21 protein-coding genes are annotated in these 24,714 nt (G+C 50.9%); 11 read left to right on the plus strand and 10 right to left on the minus strand.

Annotation, left to right across the window (positions count from 1 at the left end):
• The first annotated feature begins 280 nt into the window (after positions 1-280).
• The 3 genes from HV237_RS08480 to HV237_RS08490 all read left to right on the plus strand — a co-directional run bounded on the left by HV237_RS08480 (position 281) and on the right by HV237_RS08490 (position 3,492).
• Positions 281-1,222, plus strand: coding sequence for a pseudouridine kinase (locus HV237_RS08480; RefSeq protein WP_016153731.1), 942 nt, complete (start codon positions 281-283; stop codon positions 1,220-1,222).
• A complete protein-coding gene (locus HV237_RS08485) occupies positions 1,210-2,145 on the plus strand; it encodes a pseudouridine-5'-phosphate glycosidase (protein ID WP_019077232.1) in 936 nt (311 codons plus the stop codon). Before HV237_RS08480 ends, HV237_RS08485 begins: the two co-directional genes overlap by 13 nt.
• Positions 2,146-2,241: 96 nt before the next feature.
• On the plus strand, positions 2,242-3,492 hold the full coding sequence (locus HV237_RS08490; RefSeq protein WP_047359178.1) for a NupC/NupG family nucleoside CNT transporter: 1,251 nt from the start codon (positions 2,242-2,244) through the stop codon (positions 3,490-3,492).
• A gap of 43 nt (positions 3,493-3,535) precedes the next feature.
• Here the strand turns inward: HV237_RS08490 and HV237_RS08495 are convergent, their stop codons facing one another.
• From HV237_RS08495 to HV237_RS08505, 3 genes are all read right to left on the minus strand, one after another.
• Entirely contained in the window at positions 3,536-4,624 is a 1,089-nt protein-coding gene (locus HV237_RS08495) for a sugar kinase (RefSeq protein ID WP_047359177.1), read from the minus strand.
• A gap of 2 nt (positions 4,625-4,626) precedes the next feature.
• The gene (gene nfo, locus HV237_RS08500; RefSeq protein ID WP_047359176.1) at positions 4,627-5,484 is read right to left on the minus strand and encodes a deoxyribonuclease IV; all 858 of its coding nucleotides are present in this window, start codon (positions 5,482-5,484) and stop codon (positions 4,627-4,629) included.
• A 71-nt stretch (positions 5,485-5,555) separates the two neighbouring features.
• A complete protein-coding gene (locus HV237_RS08505) occupies positions 5,556-6,605 on the minus strand; it encodes a YeiH family protein (protein ID WP_016153726.1) in 1,050 nt (349 codons plus the stop codon).
• Between the two features lie 244 nt (positions 6,606-6,849).
• Here HV237_RS08505 and yieE point away from each other — a divergent pair, with 244 nt between their 5' ends.
• Together yieE and lysP are read left to right on the plus strand one after the other, a co-directional pair.
• Positions 6,850-7,722 (plus strand): DNA-binding transcriptional regulator YeiE, encoded by an 873-nt coding sequence (gene yieE, locus HV237_RS08510; protein ID WP_016153725.1) that lies wholly within the window; start codon positions 6,850-6,852, stop codon positions 7,720-7,722.
• Between the two features lie 203 nt (positions 7,723-7,925).
• Positions 7,926-9,395, plus strand: coding sequence for a lysine-specific permease (gene lysP, locus HV237_RS08515; protein ID WP_016153724.1), 1,470 nt, complete (start codon positions 7,926-7,928; stop codon positions 9,393-9,395).
• Positions 9,396-9,460: 65 nt separating this feature from the next.
• On the opposite strand, the gene HV237_RS08520 is transcribed toward lysP, so the two are convergent.
• Together HV237_RS08520 and fghA are read right to left on the minus strand one after the other, a co-directional pair.
• On the minus strand, positions 9,461-11,446 hold the full coding sequence (locus HV237_RS08520; RefSeq protein ID WP_181541766.1) for a ligand-gated channel protein: 1,986 nt from the start codon (positions 11,444-11,446) through the stop codon (positions 9,461-9,463).
• 349 nt (positions 11,447-11,795) lie between these two features.
• On the minus strand, positions 11,796-12,632 hold the full coding sequence (gene fghA / locus HV237_RS08525; protein WP_047359174.1) for an S-formylglutathione hydrolase: 837 nt from the start codon (positions 12,630-12,632) through the stop codon (positions 11,796-11,798).
• A 321-nt stretch (positions 12,633-12,953) separates the two neighbouring features.
• Between fghA and folE the strand changes: the two genes are divergently transcribed.
• From folE to mglC, 6 genes are all read left to right on the plus strand, one after another.
• Positions 12,954-13,622, plus strand: a complete 669-nt coding sequence (gene folE / locus HV237_RS08530) for a GTP cyclohydrolase I FolE (protein ID WP_003027410.1) — start codon at positions 12,954-12,956, stop codon at positions 13,620-13,622.
• Between the two features lie 14 nt (positions 13,623-13,636).
• The gene (gene yeiB / locus HV237_RS08535) at positions 13,637-14,794 is read left to right on the plus strand and encodes a DUF418 domain-containing protein YeiB (protein ID WP_047359173.1); all 1,158 of its coding nucleotides are present in this window, start codon (positions 13,637-13,639) and stop codon (positions 14,792-14,794) included.
• Between the two features lie 144 nt (positions 14,795-14,938).
• On the plus strand, positions 14,939-15,964 hold the full coding sequence (gene galS, locus HV237_RS08540) for an HTH-type transcriptional regulator GalS (RefSeq protein WP_047359172.1): 1,026 nt from the start codon (positions 14,939-14,941) through the stop codon (positions 15,962-15,964).
• A gap of 293 nt (positions 15,965-16,257) precedes the next feature.
• The gene (mglB, locus tag HV237_RS08545; protein WP_016153719.1) at positions 16,258-17,256 is read left to right on the plus strand and encodes a galactose/glucose ABC transporter substrate-binding protein MglB; all 999 of its coding nucleotides are present in this window, start codon (positions 16,258-16,260) and stop codon (positions 17,254-17,256) included.
• 71 nt (positions 17,257-17,327) lie between these two features.
• On the plus strand, positions 17,328-18,848 hold the full coding sequence (gene mglA, locus HV237_RS08550; RefSeq protein ID WP_016153718.1) for a galactose/methyl galactoside ABC transporter ATP-binding protein MglA: 1,521 nt from the start codon (positions 17,328-17,330) through the stop codon (positions 18,846-18,848).
• 15 nt (positions 18,849-18,863) lie between these two features.
• Positions 18,864-19,874 (plus strand): galactose/methyl galactoside ABC transporter permease MglC, encoded by a 1,011-nt coding sequence (gene mglC, locus HV237_RS08555; RefSeq protein WP_003027393.1) that lies wholly within the window; start codon positions 18,864-18,866, stop codon positions 19,872-19,874.
• Between the two features lie 57 nt (positions 19,875-19,931).
• Here the strand turns inward: mglC and preA are convergent, their stop codons facing one another.
• The 5 genes from preA to cdd all read right to left on the minus strand — a co-directional run bounded on the left by preA (position 19,932) and on the right by cdd (position 24,662).
• A complete protein-coding gene (preA, locus tag HV237_RS08560; RefSeq protein ID WP_046275452.1) occupies positions 19,932-21,167 on the minus strand; it encodes an NAD-dependent dihydropyrimidine dehydrogenase subunit PreA in 1,236 nt (411 codons plus the stop codon).
• Positions 21,161-22,402 (minus strand): NAD(P)-dependent oxidoreductase, encoded by a 1,242-nt coding sequence (locus HV237_RS08565; RefSeq protein ID WP_047359171.1) that lies wholly within the window; start codon positions 22,400-22,402, stop codon positions 21,161-21,163. The genes preA and HV237_RS08565 overlap by 7 nt, the downstream gene beginning before the upstream one ends.
• A gap of 232 nt (positions 22,403-22,634) precedes the next feature.
• Complete coding sequence (locus HV237_RS08570) at positions 22,635-22,874, minus strand: DUF2542 family protein (protein WP_016153715.1); 240 nt, start codon at positions 22,872-22,874, stop codon at positions 22,635-22,637.
• 2 nt (positions 22,875-22,876) lie between these two features.
• A complete protein-coding gene (gene sanA, locus HV237_RS08575) occupies positions 22,877-23,596 on the minus strand; it encodes an outer membrane permeability protein SanA (protein ID WP_016153714.1) in 720 nt (239 codons plus the stop codon).
• 181 nt (positions 23,597-23,777) lie between these two features.
• On the minus strand, positions 23,778-24,662 hold the full coding sequence (gene cdd / locus HV237_RS08580; protein ID WP_047359170.1) for a cytidine deaminase: 885 nt from the start codon (positions 24,660-24,662) through the stop codon (positions 23,778-23,780).
• Positions 24,663-24,714: the final 52 nt, after the last annotated feature.

Here is a 24,714-nt window from a genome sequence, read left to right on the forward strand (position 1 = left end):
TCTGAAAAATCTCCGGTTATGCCGGAGTTAAACTCTTTAGACTGCTTGAATTGTGTACTACCTCTCATTTTCTCTTTCCTTTACAGACTGTATCTATAAAAAATTGTGATTCTGTTCATATCTATTGAGTTTAGATCTTGAATATGGATTTACTTTGTCAAAAACACGCTTACTATTAACATGTGTTTGATAGTGAACATGTGCTCTAATAATCTGATGTGTGGCGTTGGTTATTTTTAACGAACTCATTTGTGGCAAGTTAATTGCCAGGGGACGTGCTATGCGTGAAAAGGAATACATAGTAACTATTGGCTCGGCCAATATGGATGTTGCTGGGTATTCGCATGCTTCTCTAAATTATGCGGATTCGAATCCAGGAAAGATAAAATTCACCCCCGGCGGAGTTGGACGTAACATTGCACATAATCTCGCGCTGCTGGGGAAAAATTCATGGTTACTGACTGCGGTTGGTAATGATTTTTATGGACAATCGTTATTGGCGCAAACCAATCAATCCGGAGTTCATGTTGATAAGTGTCTTATCGTTCCCGGAGAGAATACGTCCAGTTATTTATCATTGCTTGATAATACCGGTGAAATGTTGGTTGCCATTAATGATATGAGCATTACCGAACATATTTCAGCAGATTTTTTATCACAGCATCATGATTTTATTCGGCAGGCGAAAGTCATCGTCGCCGATTGCAATATCAGCGAAGATGCCCTGGCATGGGTGCTGGAAAATGCCGGAGAGGTTCCGGTGTTTGTTGACCCGGTATCGGCATGGAAATGCGTCAAAATTCGCGAGCGGCTTGGACAAATTCACACTCTTAAACCCAACCGGCTTGAAGCCGAAACGCTAAGCGGTATTGCGCTTTCCGGGCGTGATGACGTGGGTAAAGTCGCCGCCTGGTTTCATGATCGCGGCTTAAATAGGCTGGTGCTCAGCATGGGCGGTGACGGTGTTTATTACAGTGATATTGCGGGGAGTCGTGGTTGGTCGCTGCCGATTAAAACTCACGTCATTAATGTTACCGGGGCTGGCGATGCAATGATGGCTGGACTGGCTTCCTGCTGGGTAGACGGCATGCCCTTTATTGATTCGGTTCGATTTGCGCAGGGTTGTTCATCAATGGCGTTAGCCTGTGAATATACCAATAACCCTGATTTGTCTGTTGCGAATGTAAGCTCATTAGTGGAGAACACAGAATGTCTGAATTAACTCTTTCCTCTGAATTATTACAAATATCTCCAGAAGTACAGGAAGCATTAAACAGTAAGAAGCCGATTGTTGCACTTGAATCAACCATTATTTCTCATGGTATGCCATTTCCGCAGAATGCCCAGACAGCGATTGAAGTAGAAGAAACTATTCGTAAACACGGTGCGGTTCCTGCGACCATTGCCATTATTGGCGGAATAATGAAAGTTGGTTTAAGCAAAGATGAAATTGAGCTGCTTGGGCGAGAAGGTCATAGCGTTACGAAAGTAAGTCGTCGTGATTTGCCGTTTGTGGTCGCGGCAGGAAAAAATGGTGCAACGACTGTTGCCTCAACCATGATTATTGCCGCCCTGGCGGGAATTAAAGTATTTGCGACAGGGGGAATAGGTGGGGTTCATCGTGGTGCTGAACATACCTTTGATATTTCCGCGGATCTGCAAGAACTGGCGCATACCAATGTCACGGTAATTTGTGCCGGGGCGAAATCTATTCTTGATCTCGGCTTAACTACTGAATATTTAGAAACCTTTGGTGTGCCGTTAATTGGTTATCAAACCAACGCGTTGCCAGCATTTTTCTGCCGTACCAGTCCGTTTGAGGTCAGCATCCGTCTGGACAGTGCGAAAGAGATTGCCCGTGCCATGGCGGTGAAATGGCAAACGGGTCTCGACGGCGGTCTGGTTGTTGCGAACCCCATCCCAGAGCAGTTTGCGATGGCTGAAGAGAAAATTAATGCGGCAATCGATCGGGCGGTAAAAGAAGCGGAAGATCAGGGCGTCGTGGGCAAAGAGAGTACGCCGTTCCTGTTAGCGCGGGTTGCAGAGCTGACCGGTGGTGACAGCCTGAAATCAAATATTCAGCTGGTGTTCAACAATGCGGTACTGGCCTGTGAAATTGCGAAGGAGTATCAGCGCCTCGTCTGACAGAATTTCCCGGGCAGAATGCGGTCGCCCGCGAATATCAAACCTACCAAAACCTGGCGATAACGCCGGGTTTCCTGGCATGAAGGGAATTTCATTATGGATATAATGAGAAGTGTTGTGGGTATGGTGGTATTACTGGCCATCGCGTTTCTGCTGTCAGTAAATAAAAAACGTATAAGTCTGCGCACGGTCGGGGCTGCACTGGTACTGCAAATCGCAATCGGCGGCATTATGCTGTACTTCCCGCCGGGAAAATGGCTGGTTGAACAGGCTGCGCTCGGTGTCCACAAGGTGATGTCATACAGTGACGCGGGAAGCGCATTTATCTTTGGCTCCCTGGTTGGGCCAAAAATGGATGTGCTGTTTGATGGAGCCGGGTTTATCTTCGCTTTTCGGGTGCTACCGGCCATCATTTTTGTGACCGCACTGATCAGCCTTCTCTACTACATTGGCGTGATGGGGCTGTTGATCCGCATCCTCGGCGGTATTTTCCAGAAAGCGCTGAACATCAGTAAGATCGAGTCATTTGTCGCCGTAACGACGATTTTTCTCGGGCAAAATGAGATCCCGGCGATCGTGAAGCCGTTTATTGACCGCCTGAATCGCAATGAGCTGTTTACCGCTATTTGTAGTGGGATGGCCTCGATTGCTGGCTCAATGATGATTGGTTACGCCGGAATGGGCGTTCCGATTGACTATTTGCTGGCGGCATCGTTGATGGCAATTCCTGGTGGTATTTTGTTCGCGCGTATGCTGAGTCCGGCAACTGAAGAATCTCGCGTCACCTTTGAGAACCTGTCATTTACTGAAACGCCACCGAAAAGCATCATCGAAGCAGCGGCGAGCGGAGCGATGACCGGGCTGAAAATTGCTGCTGGCGTGGCGACGGTCGTAATGGCATTTGTCGCCATTATCGCGCTGATTAACGGCATTATTGGCGGAATTGGTGGGTGGTTTGGCTTTGGTCACGCCACTCTGGAAGGGATCTTTGGCTATGCGCTAGCCCCGCTGGCGTGGATTATGGGTGTGGACTGGGGCGATGCGACGCTGGCAGGCAGCCTGATTGGGCAGAAGCTGGCGATTAATGAGTTTGTCGCTTATCTCAACTTCTCGCCGTATCTGCAAACGGGTGGAACGCTGGATGTGAAGACCATTGCGATTATCTCGTTTGCGTTGTGCGGTTTCGCTAACTTTGGTTCGATTGGCGTTGTCGTCGGGGCATTTTCGGCGATAGCGCCACAGCGTGCCCCGGAAATCGCGCAGCTTGGCATGCGCGCGCTGGCAGCAGCAACGCTGTCAAACCTGATGAGCGCCACTATAGCCGGTTTCTTTATCGGGCTGGCATAGCGAAAATAATGCCGGATACGCGTAGCGCCATCCGGCATTACATTTAAGCAGTTTGCAGCAAATACAAGGCGTTATCTGCTGAGAGGGTTGGGTTGTTGATGCTGACGCTGGCTCGCGATAATGCCGCGCAGGCCATGGCAAAGTGAGCGCTTTCACGAAATTCACTACCTTCCAGAAAGCTGTACAGCAATCCCGCCATAAAAGCATCGTCGGCGCCAAAACTGTCTACAACCGTATGCTCAGGAGGCGTCAGTAAAAACTGTTCTCCGTCCTTTTCGCTGCAAAAAACGGATTCATCTTCCAGGCAAACAAAGATTCGTTTTACCCCTTGCTGATGGAGACTATTAACGGCCAGTACGCGATCGGCATCTGAATGAATAGGTTGACCCCACAAAATCGCCAGCTCTTTCTGCGTTGGTTTTAGCGTATGAATACGCGTAAACCAGGTCTTCATTTTTGCCGCTTTGAACTCTGAAACGGTGTCAATGAATACCGGAATATCATCAGCAATAGTAAAGACCCACTCAATGGCTTCGGCAGTCAGATTGCAATCTGCCAGTACGACACCGGAATGGCGGATCAAATCTCGCGAACTGTTCAGTAACTGCGGCGTCAATTGTTGCAGGATATGGGTATCGTTAATTGCCAGTACGGTCTCTTCCTGCTGATTAGCGATCGACAGGTAAGTTGAGGTGTTATGTCCATGCAGGCGTATGCAACTGGAAACGTTAACACCGGCCTGACGCGTTTGTTCCAGCAATGTTTCGCCATAGAAATCACTGCCAACAGCGGAAATTAAGTGGACGTCACGGCCCAGCAGCGCCAGGTTGTGGGCGATGTTGCGTCCCACGCCGCCTGCCGAGCAGTGAATGTTACCGGGGTTAGAGGCAGCCTGAGGATAGTGGATGTCAGCAACACCACGAATATCCATATTGATCGCCCCGACAACCACGCAATAATCCTGTTCGGTAAGGATATAACCTTTACCTTTAATCATGCCTTTACGCATCAAATCCATAATATGCGCAGCAACGCGTGAACGGCTGATCTGCAAAATATCGGCGATTTCATTCTGCTGAATCAACGGATTGCGACGCAGGATCTTAAGGATCTGCTTTTCCCTGTCGTTCATGATTATGCCACCGCTTTTTCTGTTTGCTGGGCTTTCAGCCAGGCAATCTCTTCTGCCCAGATATCCGGATTAATCGTTTCGAGCACCAGCGGAATGCCGTCAAAACGTTTGTCCTGCATGATCCAACGGAAGGCATCGTGGCCAATATTGCCTTCACCTAAGCTGTGGTGACGGTCAACGCGACTGCCAAATGCGCTCTTGGCGTCGTTCAGGTGCATACCGCGTAGGTACCTGAAGCCGACAATACGTTCAAATTCCGTAAACGTCTTTTCGCATTCCTCGACGGAGCGCAAATCGTAACCGGCCGCGAAGGCATGGCAGGTATCAATACAGACACCGACGCGGGACTTATCTTCGACGCCGTCGATAATGGCGGCAAGGTGCTCAAACTTAAATCCAAGGTTGCTGCCTTGTCCGGCGGTATTTTCGATAACTGCCGTAACGCCCTGGGTCTGAGCAAGGGCGATGTTGATGGATTCGGCAATGCGCGCCAGACACTCATCTTCCGGGATCTGCATCAAATGGCTACCCGGGTGAAAGTTCAGCAAGGATAAGCCCAGCAGTTCACAGCGCTGCATTTCATCTATAAACGCATCACGTGATTTTTCCAGCGCATCGCTAACCGGATGACCGAGGTTAATCAGGTAACTGTCGTGAGGCAGGATCTGGGCGGCAGTATAGTGATACTTCTCGCAGGCAGATTTAAAATCATCAATGATTTCGGTGGTCAGCGGCGCGGCACGCCACTGGCGCTGATTTTTGGTGAACAGGGCGAATGCGGTCGCTTCGATTTCTGCGGCTCGAATAGCGGCGTTAGCCAGACCGCCAGCGGCGCTTACGTGCGCTCCGATATATTTCATAAATTTAACCCGCCATACTCAAATACAAAAAGGGAGAGTATAGCGGGTTAATAGAGGTGAGTCGTGATCGTTTATGCCATCAGCGCGTGGATAGCGACGTTAATCGCACCGCCACCCACAATCAGCCAGACAAACAGCAGCAGGGCCATCAGTAACGGTTTGGCACCGGCTTTTTTCAGCGCGCTAACGTGCGTGGTCAGCCCCAGGGCCGCCATCGCCATTGCCAGCAAAATGGTGTCCAGCGTTACCAGCATGTTCACTACTGACTGTGGCAGCAGGTGGAACGAGTTAAAAATTGCGACCACAATGAACAGGATGGCAAACCATGGAATGGTTATTTTGCTCTTCTCACCGCCCGTGGCCGGAGACAGTTGTTTAACGCGTGCGGCCAGGAGGATAAGGAACGGTGCCAGCATCATGACGCGCAGCATTTTGGCAATAACCGCGGCGTTTTCCGCATCCGGGCTAATGGCGTGCCCGGCAGCCACAACCTGTGCAACTTCATGCATGGTGGAGCCAATGTAAATGCCGTAGGTTTCTGGGCTAAACCAGTGTGAAAGCAACGGATACATCGCCGGATACAGGAAGATAGCGATAGTACCGAAGATAACCACGGTGGCGACAGCGACGGTCACTTTACTGGCTTCTGCTTTCACCACTGGTTCGGTTGCCAGCACGGCGGCGGCACCACAAATGCTGCTACCCGCGCCAATCAGCCAGCTGGTGTGACGGTCCAGACCAAATACTTTCTGCCCCAGGAAACAGGCAATCATAAAGGTGCTGCTTAGCGTTAACACATCAATCACGATACCGCTGACGCCGACGTCAGCAATTTGCGCGAAGGTGAGGCGGAAACCGTAGAGGATAATCCCCAGACGTAATAAATGTTGTTTCGCGAACAGCACGCCGCCGTCACAGCTTTTCCAGATGTGCGGATAGACGGTGTTGCCGAGAATCATCCCCAATAAGATGGCTAAGGTGAGGGCGCTGAACCCGGCACCTGCGACGGCGGGAATGGATCCTCCCCATAAGGCGACCCCAGTGATAACTGCACTCAGGGCAAGCCCCGGAATAAAATGCCACGCTGTACGACGATGAGTCTGTAAGGTGAGTTCTGTCATATCCTTCTCCTTTATCTGGGTAAAAGAGTAAGGCGAAGTGGTTTAAAAATAAAATTGATTATATATTTATAATTAATCTATATAAGTGGTATACCCGTGATACTTCAAGTTGCATGTGCGTTGGCTGCGCTCGTTCACCCCAGTCACGTACTTAAGTACGCTCCGGGGGATGCTCTCTCTTGCCGCCTTCCTGCAACTCGAATTATTTAGGGTATAAGTAACGGCTATCCGGTGGAAAACGACTATGCATATCACCCTGCGACAACTTGAAGTGTTTGCTGAGGTACTAAAAAGCGGCTCAACGACCCAGGCATCTGTCATGCTGGCATTGTCGCAGTCGGCGGTGAGTGCGGCGCTTACCGATCTGGAAGGGCAACTTGGCGTGCAACTATTTGACCGTGTCGGCAAACGGCTAGTGGTTAACGAACACGGACGCTTGCTTTATCCGCGCGCGCTGGCGTTACTTGAGCAAACGACCGAAATCGAACAGCTTTTTCGCAAAGATAATGGCGCCATTCGGGTCTATGCCAGTAGCACCATCGGTAATTATATTCTGCCCGCCATGATCGCCCGTTATCGCCAGGACTTCCCCGATTTGCCGCTGGAGCTTAGCGTGGGCAACAGCCAGGACGTGATCAATGCGGTGCTGGATTTTCGGGTAGACATCGGGCTGATAGAAGGGCCGTGTCACAGTACGGAAATCATCTCTGAACCGTGGCTGGAGGACGAACTGGTGGTGTTTGCCGCACCGTCGTCACCGCTCACAAAGGGGCCCGTTACGCTGGAACAGCTGGCTGCTTCGCCGTGGATCCTGCGTGAGCGAGGATCGGGTACGCGTGAACTGGTGGATTACCTGCTGTTGTCTCATCTGCCAAGATTTCAGATGGCGATGGAGTTGGGGAACTCCGAGGCCATTAAGCATGCGGTGCGCCATGGTCTCGGGATCAGCTGTTTGTCGCGTCGGGTCATTGCGGAGCAGTTACAGGCAGGGACGCTGAGCGAAGTTACCGTGCCACTGCCGCGTTTAGTGCGCACACTCTGGCGCGTTCATCACCGGCAAAAACATATCTCCAATGCCATTACGCGTTTTTTATATTACAGCGACCAGGTTGAGTAGGGCGAATAGCGCGCTAACTCTCGTCAGGCCACCCTATCCATAATGGCTGTTACGTCTTAACCGCCTTGTGCCGCCCGTTTTCTGCTTTACTTATAATCCGCGGCCAGTCATGAAGGTCTCTTATAACAGCGCATTTGTGCCGGAAGAATGCCATTTCGTCTGCTACAATCGCGCCTCATTTTTTGGATGGATAGCATTTTCACATGGTTTCCGAAACTAAAACCACAGAAGCGCCCACGCTACGTCGTGAACTGAAGGCGCGTCACCTGACGATGATTGCCATTGGAGGCTCCATCGGTACAGGTCTTTTCGTTGCATCTGGTGCAACTATTTCTGCGGCGGGTCCTGGCGGCGCGTTGTTCTCTTATATCCTGATCGGTCTGATGGTGTACTTCCTGATGACCAGCCTCGGTGAACTGGCTGCCTATATGCCGGTTTCCGGCTCGTTCTCCACTTACGGTCAAAACTACGTAGAAGAAGGCTTTGGCTTCGCGCTGGGCTGGAACTACTGGTACAACTGGGCGGTAACGATTGCCGTTGACCTGGTGGCCGCACAACTGGTGATGAGCTGGTGGTTCCCGGACACGCCGGGCTGGATCTGGAGCGCACTGTTCCTCGGCGTTATCTTCCTGCTGAACTACATTTCCGTTCGCGGATTTGGTGAAGCGGAATACTGGTTCTCGCTGATCAAAGTTACCACTGTAATTATCTTCATCGTGGTTGGCGTGATGATGATTTTCGGTATCTTCAAAGGCACTCAGCCGGTGGGCTGGAGCAACTGGACGACCGGTGATGCTCCGTTTGCCGGGGGTTTTGCCGCTATGATTGGCGTGGCGATGATCGTCGGCTTCTCCTTCCAGGGAACAGAGCTGATCGGTATCGCGGCAGGCGAATCTGAAGATCCTGAAAAGAACATTCCACGTGCGGTGCGTCAGGTGTTTTGGCGAATCCTGCTGTTCTATGTGTTCGCGATTTTGATTATCAGCCTGATTATCCCGTATACCGATCCGAGCCTGCTGCGCAACGATGTGAAAGACATCAGCGTTAGCCCGTTCACGTTGGTATTCCAGCATGCGGGTCTGCTGTCAGCCGCAGCAGTAATGAACGCGGTTATCCTGACGGCGGTACTGTCAGCGGGTAACTCCGGGATGTATGCCTCCACGCGTATGCTTTACACCCTGGCATGCGACGGTAAAGCGCCGCGTATTTTCGGCAAACTGTCTCGTGGCGGTGTTCCGCGTAACGCGCTGTATGCGACGACTGTGGTGGCGGGGCTGTGTTTCCTGACCTCGATGTTTGGTAACCAGACCGTGTACCTCTGGCTGCTGAACACCTCCGGGATGACGGGCTTTATCGCCTGGCTGGGGATCGCGATTAGCCACTATCGTTTCCGTCGCGGTTATGTACTGCAGGGGCACGATGTGAAGGATCTGCCGTACCGTTCTGGCTTCTTCCCACTGGGTCCGATCTTCGCCTTTGTGCTGTGCCTGATTATCACTCTGGGCCAGAACTACGAAGCGTTCCTGAAAGATAGCATTGACTGGGGCGGCGTGATGGCAACCTATATCGGTATCCCGCTGTTCCTGATTATCTGGTTTGGCTATAAGCTGGCGAAAGGAACTCATTTTGTTCGCTACAGCGAAATGAAATTCCCGGATCGCGTGAAGAAATAACAGTATAAAAAGCATAACAAAAACCCCGGCATGATGAGTGCCGGGGTTTTTTTATTGCGCCAGACTTAGAAGCTGTAAGTCAGGCCAACCGTGTAACGACGACCATCGAGAACAGTGTCGTAGGTATCGTAATCGATTTGCTTATCCAGCACGTTATACACGCCAGCGGTCATCAGCAGATCTTTGTTTGCATAATAGCGCAAACCAACATCGACCTGAGTATAGGACGGGGTGCCCTGCGCCATGGAGGTACGGCTCAGGTATTCAGACGTTTTCCCGCGCAGATTCAGACGGCTCCAGAAACCGAGATCCTGCGTGGCCTGCCAGTCCAGCGTGGTGTTGAACATATGCTTTGGCATTTTGTTCAATGGCTGACCGGAGAACTGACCGCTTTTCTGTTCAGATTCCGTGTAAGTGTAATTCGCCGTCCAGTTGATGTCGGAAGTCATCTTCCAGCCGAAAGTGGATTCTACGCCGCGCATATTGGCTTTATCGACGTTAACGCGATCGCTGACGAAGTCATAGTGGGTATTGCCGATGGTACAGGCCGGATCGGAGCTGCTGTTACAGCGGCGCACTTCGGTGATTTTGTCTTTGAAGTCAGTATTGAACAGCGTGACGCCCGCGTTGAGATCGTTGCCGTTATCCCACAGTAAACCGATCTCTTCGCTGAGGCTTTTCTCCGGCTTCAGGTCCGGGTTGCCGACAATGATTCCGTTCAGTCTACCGCCGCCGGTGACCTGTCCCCAACTGGCAGACGACTGGCGCAGATCCGGTGCGCGATAGCCCGCTGAAACGCCGCCTTTTAAGGTCCATTGATCGCTCAGATGCCATACGCCATAACCGCGCGGCGTCCAGTTGTCGCCGTAGTTTTCATCTTTATCCATACGCAGACCGCCAGTCAGCGTGAAGGTATCGGTAACGGCCCACTCATCTTCAGCAAACAGCGCCCAGCTCCAGCGGGTCAGTTTGTTCAGTCCATCAGCAGCTTGCAGCTGGTTGCCGTTATCACTCAGTTTTTCATAACGGTATTGCCCGCCCAACGTCAGGGTGTGCGCCCCAAGGAAGACCTGGTTCTGGTTATTGAAAATCGTGTTGTAGGACTTCATCTGGCGACCTGGGTTTTTGGTCTCTTCCTGCTGGACATAGCTGGTGGAGTTGAAGTCGTCGTAATAACCGCTGTGGGTTAGTGAATACGTTGTGTGCACATACTTGTTTTCGCTTTTACTGTTGGGCTTGCAGCTTCCGTTGCGGCAGCTTTCCTCGGCCATGGATTTGCCTGGCGTACTGTCGCGATCCTGCAGTTCACGTGCGTAATCGAAGTCGATGTCATTTTTATCATCTGGCGTAAAGTTCAGGGTTAAGCCCCCGTTACGCATACGCTGTTCATTGTAGCCATTGAGGATTTTGTCCTCCGCCCGATGAGAGAATAATCCGGTCACTTTCGCGCCGAGTAATCCGTCAATCAGGGGCCCAGACGCATAGGCGTTGGTCTGATAAATATCGCCGGAGTCTCTGTCTTCCTGGAAAGTGGCATCGCCGTGCAGAGAGCCGGTCCAGGCTTTGGTATTCGACACTTTCTTGGTAATGACGTTGATGACGCCGCCCATCGCATCGGAGCCGTACAGAGATGACATTGGGCCACGGATTACCTCGATACGCTCGATGGATTCCAGCGGCGGCAGCCAACCTTGCTCAATACCTGAGTTGTCGCTGTTAGGACGTGTGCCGCGTGTGCTGATGCGTTTACCGTTGACCAGGAAGAGCGTGTATTGCGAAGCCATACCACGAATACTGATATCACTGCTGCTACCCCCGCCGGTGACGACGACGCCAGGGACATCTTTTAGCGCATCGGTAACATCGCGATAGGCTTTGTCCTCAATCTGCTGCTTGGTAATAACAGATATCGAAGCGGGGGCGTCCTGAATTTTCTGTTCGAAGCCGGTGGCGGTAACCACCACGGTGTCTTGTTCAGCGGCATGCCCGAGTGATGGGAGACTGGCGACGCATACTGCGGCAGCTACAGCCTTAACGTGAGGTATAGTCATTTGTATCATTCCATTTAAATGAATTTACCCGGCATACTTCAAGTTGCAGATGCGTTGGCTACGCGCGTTCATACAACTCGAATTATTTAGGGTAACGATCAGCGCGTCATGTGAAAGGCCATGACAATTGTATGTATTTGTCTTTTAAGGACTCTTTTCAGTAAAGAAGCGAATGGATTGTACAAAAGTATGAATGTTTGTAAACACAAATGATAATCGAAATCATTTGTGTTTGATCTTGTTTTGAGGGTAATGCTTTTTAAATCAATAGGATAGTGGAGAAAGAAAAAAGGAGAAAAAGTGAAGGAATGATGGAGATATGAAGAGGGCTGGCGCCCTCACTCAGGCGTTACTTCAACAAATACTGGGCGTGGAAGCGCAGGTGATCCTCAATAAACGACGCAATAAAGTAATAGCTATGGTCGTAACCTGGCTGGATGCGTAGCGTCATTGGCCATGCGGTTTGACGGGCCGTTTCGGCCAGCACCGCGGGTTGCAGCTGATCGGCGAGAAACTGATCGCTGTCTCCCTGATCAATAAGCGTCGGAATCGCGTCTGCGGGCTTGCTGGCCAACATTAACTCGCAGCTGTCCCACTCGGCCCACTGTGATTTATCTTCACCCAGATACGCGCTAAAAGCCTTCTCCCCCCACGGAACGCGGCAAGGATTTACGATCGGTGCAAAGGCGGAAATGCTGGTGTATTTCCCGGGATTTTTCAGCGCCATAATCAATGCGCCGTGACCGCCCATGGAGTGTCCACTGATGGCGCAGCGATCGCTGACGTTAAACTGCGATTGAATCAGTGCCGGCAGCTCATCACGCAGATAGTCATACATGCGAAAATGCGTTGCCCATGGCTGTTGGGTAGCATTGAGGTAAAATGCCGCCCCCTGGCCTAAATCGTAGCCATCATCATTGGCAACCTGTTCGCCGCGCGGACTGGTGTCCGGCATCACCAGTACAATGCCCAGCTCAGCCGCGATGCGTTGTGCGCCGGCTTTAGTCGTGAAGTTTTCATCATTGCATGTCAGACCCGACAGCCAGTACAGCACCGGAGGTGGAGTGTTATCGCGCGGGGGAGGAAGAAAAATACTGAAGGTCATGGTGCAATTTAACGTGGCGGAGTCGTGACGCCAGCGTTGCTGCCAGCCTTCAAAACAGCGGTGCTCTTCAAGCATTTCCATGCGGGGCTCCTTGTTGTGTTGAACCTGAATATGTTTGCGAACTCACCATAATACAGATTATTCATGGCACTGTGAGCAACTTTCACTTCCGCATTGAGCAAACATACTTCATCATCTATATAACTTTACATTAACACTCGACGTCGCCGGGTAGAACGACAAGTGAAATCGCTACGCTGAAAGGCTGTGCCAATTTCAATAATTATCGCGGTGAATACTGGATTATGTGCGCCGCCTCACGCACAATGTTCTGGCTGTGTCACAGCCTAAAAACTTTGCCCCATGCAGGGCAGAGGCGCCCCACCTGCAGGAGAAGAAGAAATGTCATCACTCAGTAAAGAAGCGGCCCTGGTTCATGAAGCGCTGGTCGCGCGTGGTCTTGAAACGCCACTACGCCCGCCCGTGCAAGAGATGGATAACGAAACGCGCAAACGTCTTATCTCGGGCCATATGACCGAGATTATGCAGTTGCTCAATCTCGATTTGAGCGATGACAGTTTGATGGAAACTCCGCATCGCATAGCGAAAATGTATGTCGATGAGATTTTCTCCGGCCTCGACTACGCCAACTTCCCGAAAATTACCGTCATTGAAAACAAAATGAAGGTGGACGAGATGGTCACGGTCCGCGATATCACGCTGACCAGCACCTGCGAACACCACTTTGTTACTATCGATGGCAAAGCGACGGTGGCGTATATCCCGAAAGATTCGGTTATTGGTCTGTCGAAGATTAACCGCATTGTGCAGTTTTTCGCACAGCGTCCGCAGGTACAGGAACGTCTCACCCAGCAAATTCTCACCGCGCTGCAAACGCTGCTCGGGACGAATAATGTGGCGGTGTCGATTGATGCGGTACATTACTGTGTGAAAGCGCGTGGCATTCGCGATGCGACCAGTGCGACGACGACCACTTCTCTTGGCGGATTGTTTAAGTCCAGCCAGAACACGCGTCAGGAATTCCTGCGCGCAGTACGTCATCACAACTGATTAGGGCAGGGACCATGGAGCGTAATGTCACGCTGGATTTTATTCGTGGCGTCGCCATTCTTGGTATCCTGCTTCTCAATATTAGCGCCTTTGGCCTGCCAAAGGCGGCATACCTCAATCCCGCGTGGTATGGCAACATCACCTTATCCGACGCCTGGACCTGGGCGCTGCTCGATCTCTTTGCGCAGGTAAAATTCCTCTCGCTGTTTGCGCTGCTGTTCGGTGCCGGTCTGCAAATGCTGCTCCCGCGCGGCAAACGCTGGATCCAGTCGCGGCTTACGCTGCTGGTTCTATTGGGTTTTATGCACGGTTTACTCTTCTGGGATGGCGATATCCTGCTGGCATATGGCTTAATCGGCCTGATTTGTTGGCGGTTGATCCGTGATGCGCCGTCGGTAAAAAGCTTATTTAACACCGGCGTACTGCTTTATCTGGTGGGCGTTGGCGTATTGCTGCTGCTGGGGGTAATCTCCGGGAGTGAAACCAGTCGTGCCTGGACGCCGGATGCCTCAGCGTTGCTGTATGAAAAATACTGGAAAATAAACGGTGGAATGGAAGCCGTCAGCAATCGCGTGGATATGATGTCCAATAGCTTGCTGGCGCTGGGCGCACAGTACGGCTGGCAACTGGCGGGGATGATGCTGCTCGGCGCGGCATTGATGCGCAGCGGTTGGTTAAAAGGGCAGTACAGCTTGCAGCATTACCGACGCACCGGTGTACTGCTGGTCATTCTCGGGATGGCGATTAACCTGCCTGCTATCGTCGCTCAGTGGCATCTGGACTGGGCATATCGCTGGTGTGCCTTCTTGCTACAAGCCCCGCGAGAGCTGGGCGCGCCGTTGCAAACCATCGGTTACGCCGCGCTGATGTTCGGCTTCTGGCCGCAGCTTAGCCGCTTAAAATGGGTCATTGCCATCGCCTGTGTGGGGCGCATGGCATTAACTAACTATCTGTTACAAACCTTAATCTGCACCACGCTGTTTTACCAGGTCGGCTTATTTATGAAATTTGACCGACTGGAGCTGCTGTATTTCGTCATTCCGGTTTGGGCCGTTAACCTACTTTTCTCCGTCATATGGCTACGTTTTTACCGCCAGGGCCCGGTGGAATGGCTGTGGCGTCAATTAACCCTGCGTGCTGCGGGGACATCATTGCCGCGTACATCCAGATAACGATCTGGATCACATTCATTAACAAAACGGATGTAAGCGCTTTCATTCCTGTGACATCTCTCACGCAGTGCGTTTCATTGTGCTGACAAAATACCCAGCCTGGGGTGTCTGCGGGCAACCGCAATCTAAAACAGGGCAGTGAATATGATCACCATACGTGATGTGGCACGACAGTCTGGCGTTTCTGTAGCGACCGTTTCCCGCGTACTGAACAACAGTGCGCTGGTGAGTCCCGATACGCGTGAAGCGGTAATGAAGGCAGTTACTCTGCTGGGCTATCGACCTAATGCCAACGCGCAAGCGCTGGCGACGCAGGTGAGCGACACGATTGGTGTTGTGGTCATGGATGTATCAGACGCCTTTTTTGGCGCGCTGGTAAAAGCCGTGGATATGGTTGCCCAGCAGCATCAGAAGTATGTCCTGATTGGCAACAGCTATCATGAGGCTGAAAAAGAACGTCATGCCATTGAGGTGTTGATTCGTCAGCGCTGTAACGCACTGATTGTACACTCGAAAGCACTGAGCGATCGGGAACTCGCCGAGTTTATGGATCAGATCCCCGGTATGGTGCTGATCAACCGTCTGGTGCCGGGGTACGCCCACCGCTGCGTCTGTCTAGATAACATCAGCGGTGCCAAAATGGCGACCCGAATGCTGCTGAATAATGGTCATCAACGCATCGGTTATCTGGCGTCAAGCCATCGCATTGAAGATGACACCATGCGCAAAGAAGGGTGGTTAACAGCCCTGAAAGAGCAGGGGATTGTTGCGGCAGAAAGTTGGGTCGGCACCGGTTCGCCCGATATGCAAGGCGGAGAGTCTGCGATGGTAGAACTGCTGGGACGTAACTTACAACTGACGGCGGTTTTCGCCTATAACGACAATATGGCTGCCGGCGCGCTGACCGCGCTAAAAGACAACGGCATCGCTATTCCATTACACCTTTCTATCATTGGCTTTGATGATATTCCTATCGCGCGTTACACCGATCCGCAACTGACCACCGTACGCTATCCCATTGCCTCAATGGCAAAAATGGCGACGGAGCTTGCGCTACAGGGGGCTGCAGGCACGTTAGACCTGGAGGCGACGCATTGCTTTATGCCGACGCTGGTGCGTCGCCATTCAGTGGCGCTACGGCAGAATGCGGCACCGATCACTAACTCATAACGTTGCGCGATGTAACCGCTTTCAATATGTGAGTAAATTCACAGTATATTAACAATGCGATAGCTATGATGACACTGTTTGTTGCGCTGTAACTACTATGTAACGGTGAATAATCACTTTCACCGAGGTAAAGGTGCCTTAAACAAAAATTAAAGCCTGTTTTTGGAGCGTTGCCAGACACGGAAGAAATATTTTTTAAAAGTGAGCTTCGGCGTTCAGTAACACTTCAGTAACGTTCTGCCTGCCGAGCATTTATCTCAAGTACTACCCTGCATAATAAAACCGGAGATACCATGAATAAGAAGGTGTTGACCCTGTCTGCTGTAATGGCAAGCATGTTATTCGGCGCGGCTGCGCACGCTGCTGATACCCGCATTGGTGTGACTATCTATAAGTATGACGATAACTTTATGTCTGTAGTACGTAAGGCTATTGAAAAAGATGCCAAAGCGGCGCCAGATGTACAGCTGCTGATGAATGACTCGCAGAACGACCAGTCCAAACAAAACGACCAGATCGACGTGCTGCTGGCAAAAGGCGTTAAGGCACTGGCGATTAACCTGGTTGACCCGGCAGCGGCAGGCACGGTCATTGAAAAAGCACGCGGGCAGAACGTACCGATCGTGTTCTTTAACAAAGAACCTTCTCGTAAGGCGCTGGACAGCTATGACAAAGCGTTTTACGTCGGTACTGACTCTAAAGAGTCCGGTATTATTCAGGGTGATTTGATCGCCAAACACTGGGCAGCGAATCCGAACTGGGACCTGAACAAAGACGGCAAAATTCAGTTTGTTCTGCTGAAAGGCGAACCGGGACACCCGGACGCTGAAGCACGTACCACTTACGTGATTAAAGAGCTGAACGATAAAGGCATTAAAACTGAGCAACTGCAGTTAGATACTGCAATGTGGGATACCGCTCAGGCAAAAGATAAAATGGATGCGTGGATGTCCGGTCCGAACGCCAACAAAATTGAAGTGGTTATCGCAAACAACGATGCGATGGCAATGGGCGCAGTTGAAGCACTGAAAGCGCACAACAAAACCAGCGTACCGGTATTTGGTGTGGATGCGCTGCCTGAAGCGCTGGCTCTGGTGAAATCTGGCGCAATGGCTGGTACCGTGCTGAACGACGCCAACAACCAGGCGAAAGCCACCTTCGATCTGGCGAAAAACCTGGCTGACGGTAAAGGTGCGGCAGATGGCACTAACTGGAAAATTGAGAACAAAATTGTTCGCGTTCCGTACGTAGGTGTCGATAAAGATAATCTGGCAGAGTTTACCAATAAGTAAATATTCCGTCTTTGGGCGCAATGTCATTGCGCCCTTAATAACGCACTCTGCAAGGCCAACAAGGTATAATTATGGTCAGCACACATACTCAGTCGTCAGGCGAATACTTGTTGGAAATGACCGGCATCAACAAGTCCTTCCCCGGCGTTAAGGCTCTTGATAATGTCAATTTAAAAGTCCGCCCACATTCCATTCATGCCTTAATGGGGGAGAATGGCGCGGGGAAATCAACATTATTGAAATGTCTTTTCGGTATCTATCAAAAAGATTCCGGTAGTATTTTATTTCAGGGTAAAGAAATCGATTTTCATTCTGCTAAAGAAGCGCTTGAAAATGGTATTTCGATGGTACACCAGGAATTAAACCTGGTATTACAACGTTCTGTGATGGATAACATGTGGCTGGGACGCTATCCCACCAAAGGCATGTTTGTCGATCAGGACAAAATGTACCGCGATACCAAAGCGATATTTGATGAGCTGGATATTGATATCGATCCGCGTGCGCGCGTTGGTACATTATCCGTTTCTCAAATGCAGATGATTGAAATTGCGAAAGCGTTCTCCTATGACGCAAAAATCGTCATCATGGATGAGCCAACGTCATCGTTAACCGAGAAAGAAGTTAATCATCTGTTTACCATTATCCGTAAGCTGAAAGAGCGTGGATGCGGTATTGTTTATATTTCTCACAAGATGGAAGAAATCTTCCAGCTATGCGATGAAATTACCGTGCTGCGCGATGGCCAGTGGATTGCGACCCAGCCGCTGGAAGGGCTGGATATGGATAAGATCATCTCCATGATGGTCGGCCGTTCACTGAACCAACGTTTTCCGGATAAAGAAAACAAACCCGGTGAAGTCATTCTGCAAGTGCGTAACCTGACCTCGCTGCGTCAGCCATCGATTCGTGATATCTCGTTTGATTTGCACAAAGGGGAAATTCTCGGGATTGCCGGGCTGGTCGGCGCAAAACGTACTGATATCGTTGAAACGCTTTTTGGTATTCGTGAGAAATCATCGGGTACGATTACGCTACACGGCAAAAAGATTAATAACCACAGTGCAAATGAGGCTATTAACCATGGTTTTGCGCTGGTCACGGAAGAGCGCCGCTCAACCGGTATTTACGCGTATCTGGATATTGGTTTTAACTCGTTAATCTCCAATATCCAAAACTATAAAAATAAAGTTGGTCTGCTGGATAATTCCCGCATGAAGAGTGATACCCAGTGGGTAATTGACTCAATGAGGGTGAAAACGCCGGGCCATCGTACACAAATCGGTTCACTGTCCGGTGGTAATCAGCAAAAGGTGGTTATTGGTCGCTGGTTATTAACGCAGCCAGAAATCCTGATGTTAGATGAACCCACGCGTGGTATCGATGTTGGCGCGAAATTTGAAATTTATCAGCTGATTGCCGAACTCGCGAAAAAGGATAAGGGGATTATTATTATTTCCTCTGAAATGCCGGAGCTGCTAGGTATTACCGATCGTATTCTGGTGATGAGCAATGGTCTCGTTGCCGGAATTGTTGACACTAAAACAACAACGCAAAACGAAATCCTCCGTCTTGCGTCTTTGCACCTTTAAGATTAGGGGCTCCTCATGAGTGCGTTAAATAAGAAAAGTTTTCTTACTTATCTGAAAGAAGGCGGAATTTACGTTGTTCTTTTGGTTTTGCTGGCGATTATTATTTTCCAGGATCCCACTTTCTTAAGCTTACTGAACCTGAGTAATATTCTGACGCAATCCTCGGTGCGTATTATTATCGCATTGGGTGTGGCCGGGCTGATTGTTACCCAAGGGACAGATCTGTCGGCGGGACGTCAGGTTGGCCTGGCGGCAGTCGTGGCGGCAACCTTGCTACAGTCGATGGAGAACGCCAACAAGGTGTTCCCGGAAATGGCTACAATGCCAATCATCGTAGTCGTGCTGATTGTTTGCGTGATTGGCGCCATTATCGGTCTGGTGAACGGTATTATCATTGCTTATCTGAATGTGACGCCGTTTATTACCACCCTGGGTACGATGATCATCGTTTACGGGATCAACTCCCTGTACTACGACTTTGTCGGCGCATCGCCAATTTCTGGCTTTGACAGCGGATTCTCCACCTTCGCGCAGGGCTTTATTGCGCTAGGTAGTTTCCGCCTCTCCTACATCACCTTCTATGCGCTGATTGCGGTGGCGTTTGTCTGGGTGCTGTGGAACAAGACCCGCTTCGGTAAAAACATTTTCGCCATCGGCGGAAACCCAGAAGCCGCGAAAGTGTCCGGGGTCAACGTTGCGCTGAACCTGCTGATCATCTATGCGTTGTCTGGCGTGTTTTATGCCTTCGGTGGTTTGCTCGAAGCCGGGCGTATCGGCTCGGCGACTAACAACCTCGGCTTTATGTATGAGCTGGATGCGATTGCGGCGTGCGTGGTTGGCGGCGTGTCGTTCAGCGGCGGGGTCGGGACCGTGTTTGGCGTGGTGACCGGTGTGATTATCTTCACCGTCATCAACTACGGTCTGACCTACATTGGCGTGAACCCTTACTGGCAGTACATTATCAAGGGCGGCATTATCATCTTCGCGGTCGCGCTGGACTCATTGAAGTACGCGCGTAAGAAGTAATCGTATACCGCAAAAAGCCCGGTGCAGCGTAATCTGTACCGGGCTTTTTTGTCAGCGTTACAACGTTAACGCATGCTCTTTCTCACCGGATTTAAATTTCACCTCACCCAGCTCAATACAGGCTACCGGGCAAACGTGACCACACAGCAGGCATCCCACACATTTTTCTGTGTTGCAGTGCGGTGTGCGGGTTTCCTCATTCCATTCCATCGCCTGATGTCCACCGTCATAACAGGAGATGTAGCAGCGGCCACAGCCAACGCATTTATCAAGATGAATGTTCGGGTAGACGATGTAGCTTCGGTCAAGATCCTCCGCGGGGATGATATTGGCATTGGCAAGACCAACCATCTCCTCCAGTGAGTCAAACCCTTGATCGGCGAGGTAATGTGACAGCCCGCTGGTCATGTCCTCCACAATCCGGTAGCCATACTGCATGATCCCGGTGGTCACCTGCAGCGTGGCCGCGCCTAACAGTAAAAACTCGGCGGCATCTTCCCAGGTCTCAATTCCCCCGATGCCGCTGATCGGGAAATCGCGCAGTTCAGGGTGCATGCGCAGTTGTTGGATAAATCGCAAAGCAATAGGTTTAACGGCCTTGCCGGAGTAGCCGGAAATACTGGATTTACCGTTGACGACCGGCATCCCGATTTTTCGGTTCAGGTCGATATTCGTGATGGATTTAACCGTATTGATGGTCGCGATACCGTCGGCACCTCCGTGTTTTGCTGCCAGAGCCACCTCACACATATCACCAATGTTCGGTGTCATTTTCGCCAGCATCGGCAGGGACGAGCCGCGTTTAACGGCCCGACAATACTTTTCAACCAGCTCAGGGCTTTGCCCGACATCGCTACCCATGGCATGTGAGGTCATTTGCGGGCACGAGAAGTTACACTCGATCATGTCGGCACCCGCGTCTTCAACCAGGCGGGCCAGTTCCTGCCATTGCTGCTCATTTTCCCCCATAATCGACGCAATCAGGACTTTGTCCGGGTAGTCCTGTTTCAGTCGGCGAATTGCGGCCAGATTCTCCTCCAACGGATGCTCGGCAATTTGTTCCATGTTTTTGAAGCCAATAAAGCCGGTATCTTCTTTGGTGAGATGGTCAAAACGTGGGGAGACTTCATTAGCAATAAAGAACCCGATCGTTTTAAAAACAATGCCACCCCAGCCGCTATCATAGGCTTTGGCGCACATTTCATAGCAGTTGCCCACCGGAGAGGAAGAGAGGCAGAACGGGTTGGGGAATTTGACGCCGCAAAAAGTAATAGAAAGATCTTTCGTTAACATGAGCAAGCTCCCTCTAAATAGTGATGAATGGCCTGAGCGGCTTCTTTTCCCGTTTTCACGGCGTAAACAACGGTTTTATCGCCTTTAACAATATCGCCCGCAGCAAACAGAGCCGGATCGGCGGTTTGATAATTGTGCGTATCGATAAGATTGCGCTGTGGCTTTAACATGGCGAAATTATCAAGCTGAGCATGTTGGCCGACGGCGAGAATAATCTGTTCGGCTTCAAGCGTGAGTTCTCCTGGCAGGCGTACGTGCTTAAAGGTGACTCGATTTCCGCTAACCGCCACGGGCGTGAAGCCGTCAATTATCGACACCCCTAAAGCCTGTGTGCTGCTGAATTCTTTGTCGCTGGCCGGGAAGTCGGCGAGTTCTTCACGCGCGACACAGGTGACTGACGGGCAGCCAAGCAGCTTCAACGTACTGGCGACATCCATCGCCACGTCGCCACCGCCGATGATTAATGCACTTTGTGCGACGGTAATATCGCCGTTGGATTGCCGGGCTCGTTGCAGAAAATCGACGGCGATTTCGACGTGATTCGCCCTCTCAAACAGAGGCAACGTTGAACCGTAAGACATCCCTACGGTAACCAGTACGGCGCGGTATTCTGCTTTGAGTTGCTCAACGGAAAGGGCATTGCCGACTTCACAATTGCACTTGATGGTCACGCCCATTTCAACGATACGGGCAATTTCAAGATCCAAAACTGCTTGCGGCAGACGAAACTCAGGAATGCCATAACGCAACCAGCCACCTGGCTGGGCCTGTTTTTCGAAGATTGTGACATCATAACCAAGATTACTTAGCGTTACGCTGGCCTGTAACCCTGCCGGACCCGCCCCGATGATAGCTACCTTGCCGAGCGTTTTTGTTGCCGGCTGATAGATTTTCATTGCGGTCTGCTGTTCAAAATCGGTAATAAAGCGTTGCAGACGTGCAATATCGATAGGTTTATCAATTCCTGAGCGCGTACATCCGCGCTGGCATAATTTTTCGGTTGGGCAAACCCGGGCGCACACCGCACCGAGCGCATTATTTTCGCGGATAGTTTCGGCAGCGCCTTTAAAATTACGAAAATAAATAGAGCGAATAAATTTCCCTGGGTCTGTTTGCGCCGGGCAATCATGACTACAGGGGGCGTCGTGACATAATAAACAGCGAGAAGCCTCTTTTATTGCTAATAATGGGGTAAAAGCAGGCGTGAGCTCATCCAGATAATTTTGTTGTGGCATATTTTCTTCCTTAATGCTTGAGTAAATTAAGGCAAACCGTTAATAACAAAATATAAAAAGTGAAGGCTATTCTTAAGGCTAAGCACTGCAGGAAGAGTATTCTGTGAAAGGATTCACAAATAGAAGATAGTCTGAGGGAAATGCTGGCGGGCAGCATTAATCCCTTACATTGAAATGGTAACTATTATCAAAATATTAGCTATTCTCAAATGCTAATATAAAGGAAAATTCTCTATCGATAAAAGACTAAGTAAATAACCATCCCGAAGGATAAACATCCGCACCCGGCATAAACCAGCACATAAGACCAAAATTGCAGGGGCTCTTGATTGCGATAAGCGTAAACCGGTTCGCGTGCATTCTTTTTAATTTTATCTACGGCCCCAGAACGCCAGCCTTTCCATGCTTCGCGAAAACAAAATACGGGAATGAGCAGAAAGGCCAACACGACGAAAAGGGTTTGTACATCCATGCTTATTTTCCTTGTTTCTTTTGTAATTCGAGTAGTTGTTCAGGCGTGACCGCCGGATATCCCTGTGCATCGTCCGGTACCTGATGCATGGTAGGGATGGGCACCAGCGGGCCTAAAAAGCGGGGTTCACGTTTGAAAATATAGAGATCGGCCAGTGCGCCAAAGCGGGCGCCAAATTCACGTACCCGCACGGTGAGCATATCTTTTGGTGAGGGCACTGCATAGCACTGGGCCTGGATGCCCATATGCAGCGCAATAAACAAGGCGCGCTCACAGTGGAATCGCTGAGTAATAATGATGAAATCGTTGGTATCGAACACCTTGCGGGTTCGTACAATCGAATCGAGCGTCCGGAACCCAGCGTAATCAAGCACGATATCAGCGGGATCGACACCTGCGGCAATCAGATCTTTACGCATCGTCATGGGTTCGTTGTAGCTTTGTTGTGCGTTGTCGCCGCTCAGCAGCAGATAGTTTACCTTTCCGCTGTTATAGGCGTTCAATGCGCCCTGAATGCGGTAGCGGTAATACTGGTTGATGACGCCGGTGCGATAGTATTTCGCCGTGCCCAGGACCACACCGACCTGGCGGTAGGGTAAATCCTGCAATTCGTCGTAGATGTAGGGAGCGGTCTTCCAGCTCATCCACCTGTCGAGCCCAAGCACAGTCAAAAGCAGCAAGCCTACCAGGACTAACAGGCTGTAAAACACGCGCTTTAACATGCAGAAAACTCGTTATTTGGATGGAATTTCAATCAGGCTACTGTACCGGAAGACGTAGCGCAAGAAACAGCAATCTGATTGAGGGGATTTTCAGCAAAACGGCCCTGTTGGATGGTAGCAACAGCAAATCTGGCCGACAACCTCGAGCGATTGCAGGCCAGATAAGCGTAGCGCCAGGCAATTAACCGAGCAGCACGCGCTCAATATTATTGCAGCCCAGCGCTTTCAGGGTAGCGGAGGTCGCATCCCACTGAATCAACGGCGCATCGGCTTTTTCAGCCAGCACAGCACGCTGGATATCCGGGTAGTCATAACCGTTAAGGTTCAACAGGTTTAACGCGCCTTGCAGCGGCGGCAGGGTCGGGTTGAAGGCGGCATTTTCCGCATAGCTACCGCTAAAAATTCGACCATCTTTACATTCCAGCGCCACGCCGCTTGGGGAGTTGCTGTACGGCATATGACATCTGTTGGCGGCGGTGATAGCCGCTTGGGTCAACGCATCGCCCTGCAGCGCGAAGCCGTGATCCTGATCGTCCATCAGCAGCGTTTTAATCTCCAGATCTTTCGGTCCGAAGGCGTCTGGCAGGTAATCGCGCAGCACGTGTGGCGCACGTCCCGGCAGATGAATACGTAAATCCAGTCCGCTGTTCAGTTCGTTCATAAACTGGCGACAGTGGCCGCACGGCGTGTAGTTGACGGTGATGGCGGCGAGCCCTTTTTCACCGCGCAGCCAGGCATGGCTGATGGCGCTTTGCTCGGCATGAACGGTTTGCTGCATGGTCGCCCCCAGGAACTCCATGTTCCCACCGAAGTACCAGGTGCCGCTGATGCCGCGAGAAATTGCCCCAACGTTGAAGTTGGACAGCGGAGTACGCGCGCAGGCCGCAGCCAGCGGCAATAGAGCGAATGCCAGCGCGTCTTCGTCCAGTCCCGATTCGCGTTGCAGCAAAGAGACCTGCTCAGCAGTCAGCATGGCGGGGAAATGCGCATCCGCCAGAACAGGCGCCAGGGCTGATTGCAAGTTATCCGCGAGTTGGGCAAAAGCAGTTTGAAAACGTGGATGCATGGCGATGCCTCATAACAATGTAATGGAATCGTAGTTTACGGGCCTGTTACGG

Origin of the sequence: Citrobacter sp. RHBSTW-00570 (assembly GCF_013739755.1) — a bacterium.
GTDB lineage: Bacteria > Pseudomonadota > Gammaproteobacteria > Enterobacterales > Enterobacteriaceae > Citrobacter > Citrobacter braakii.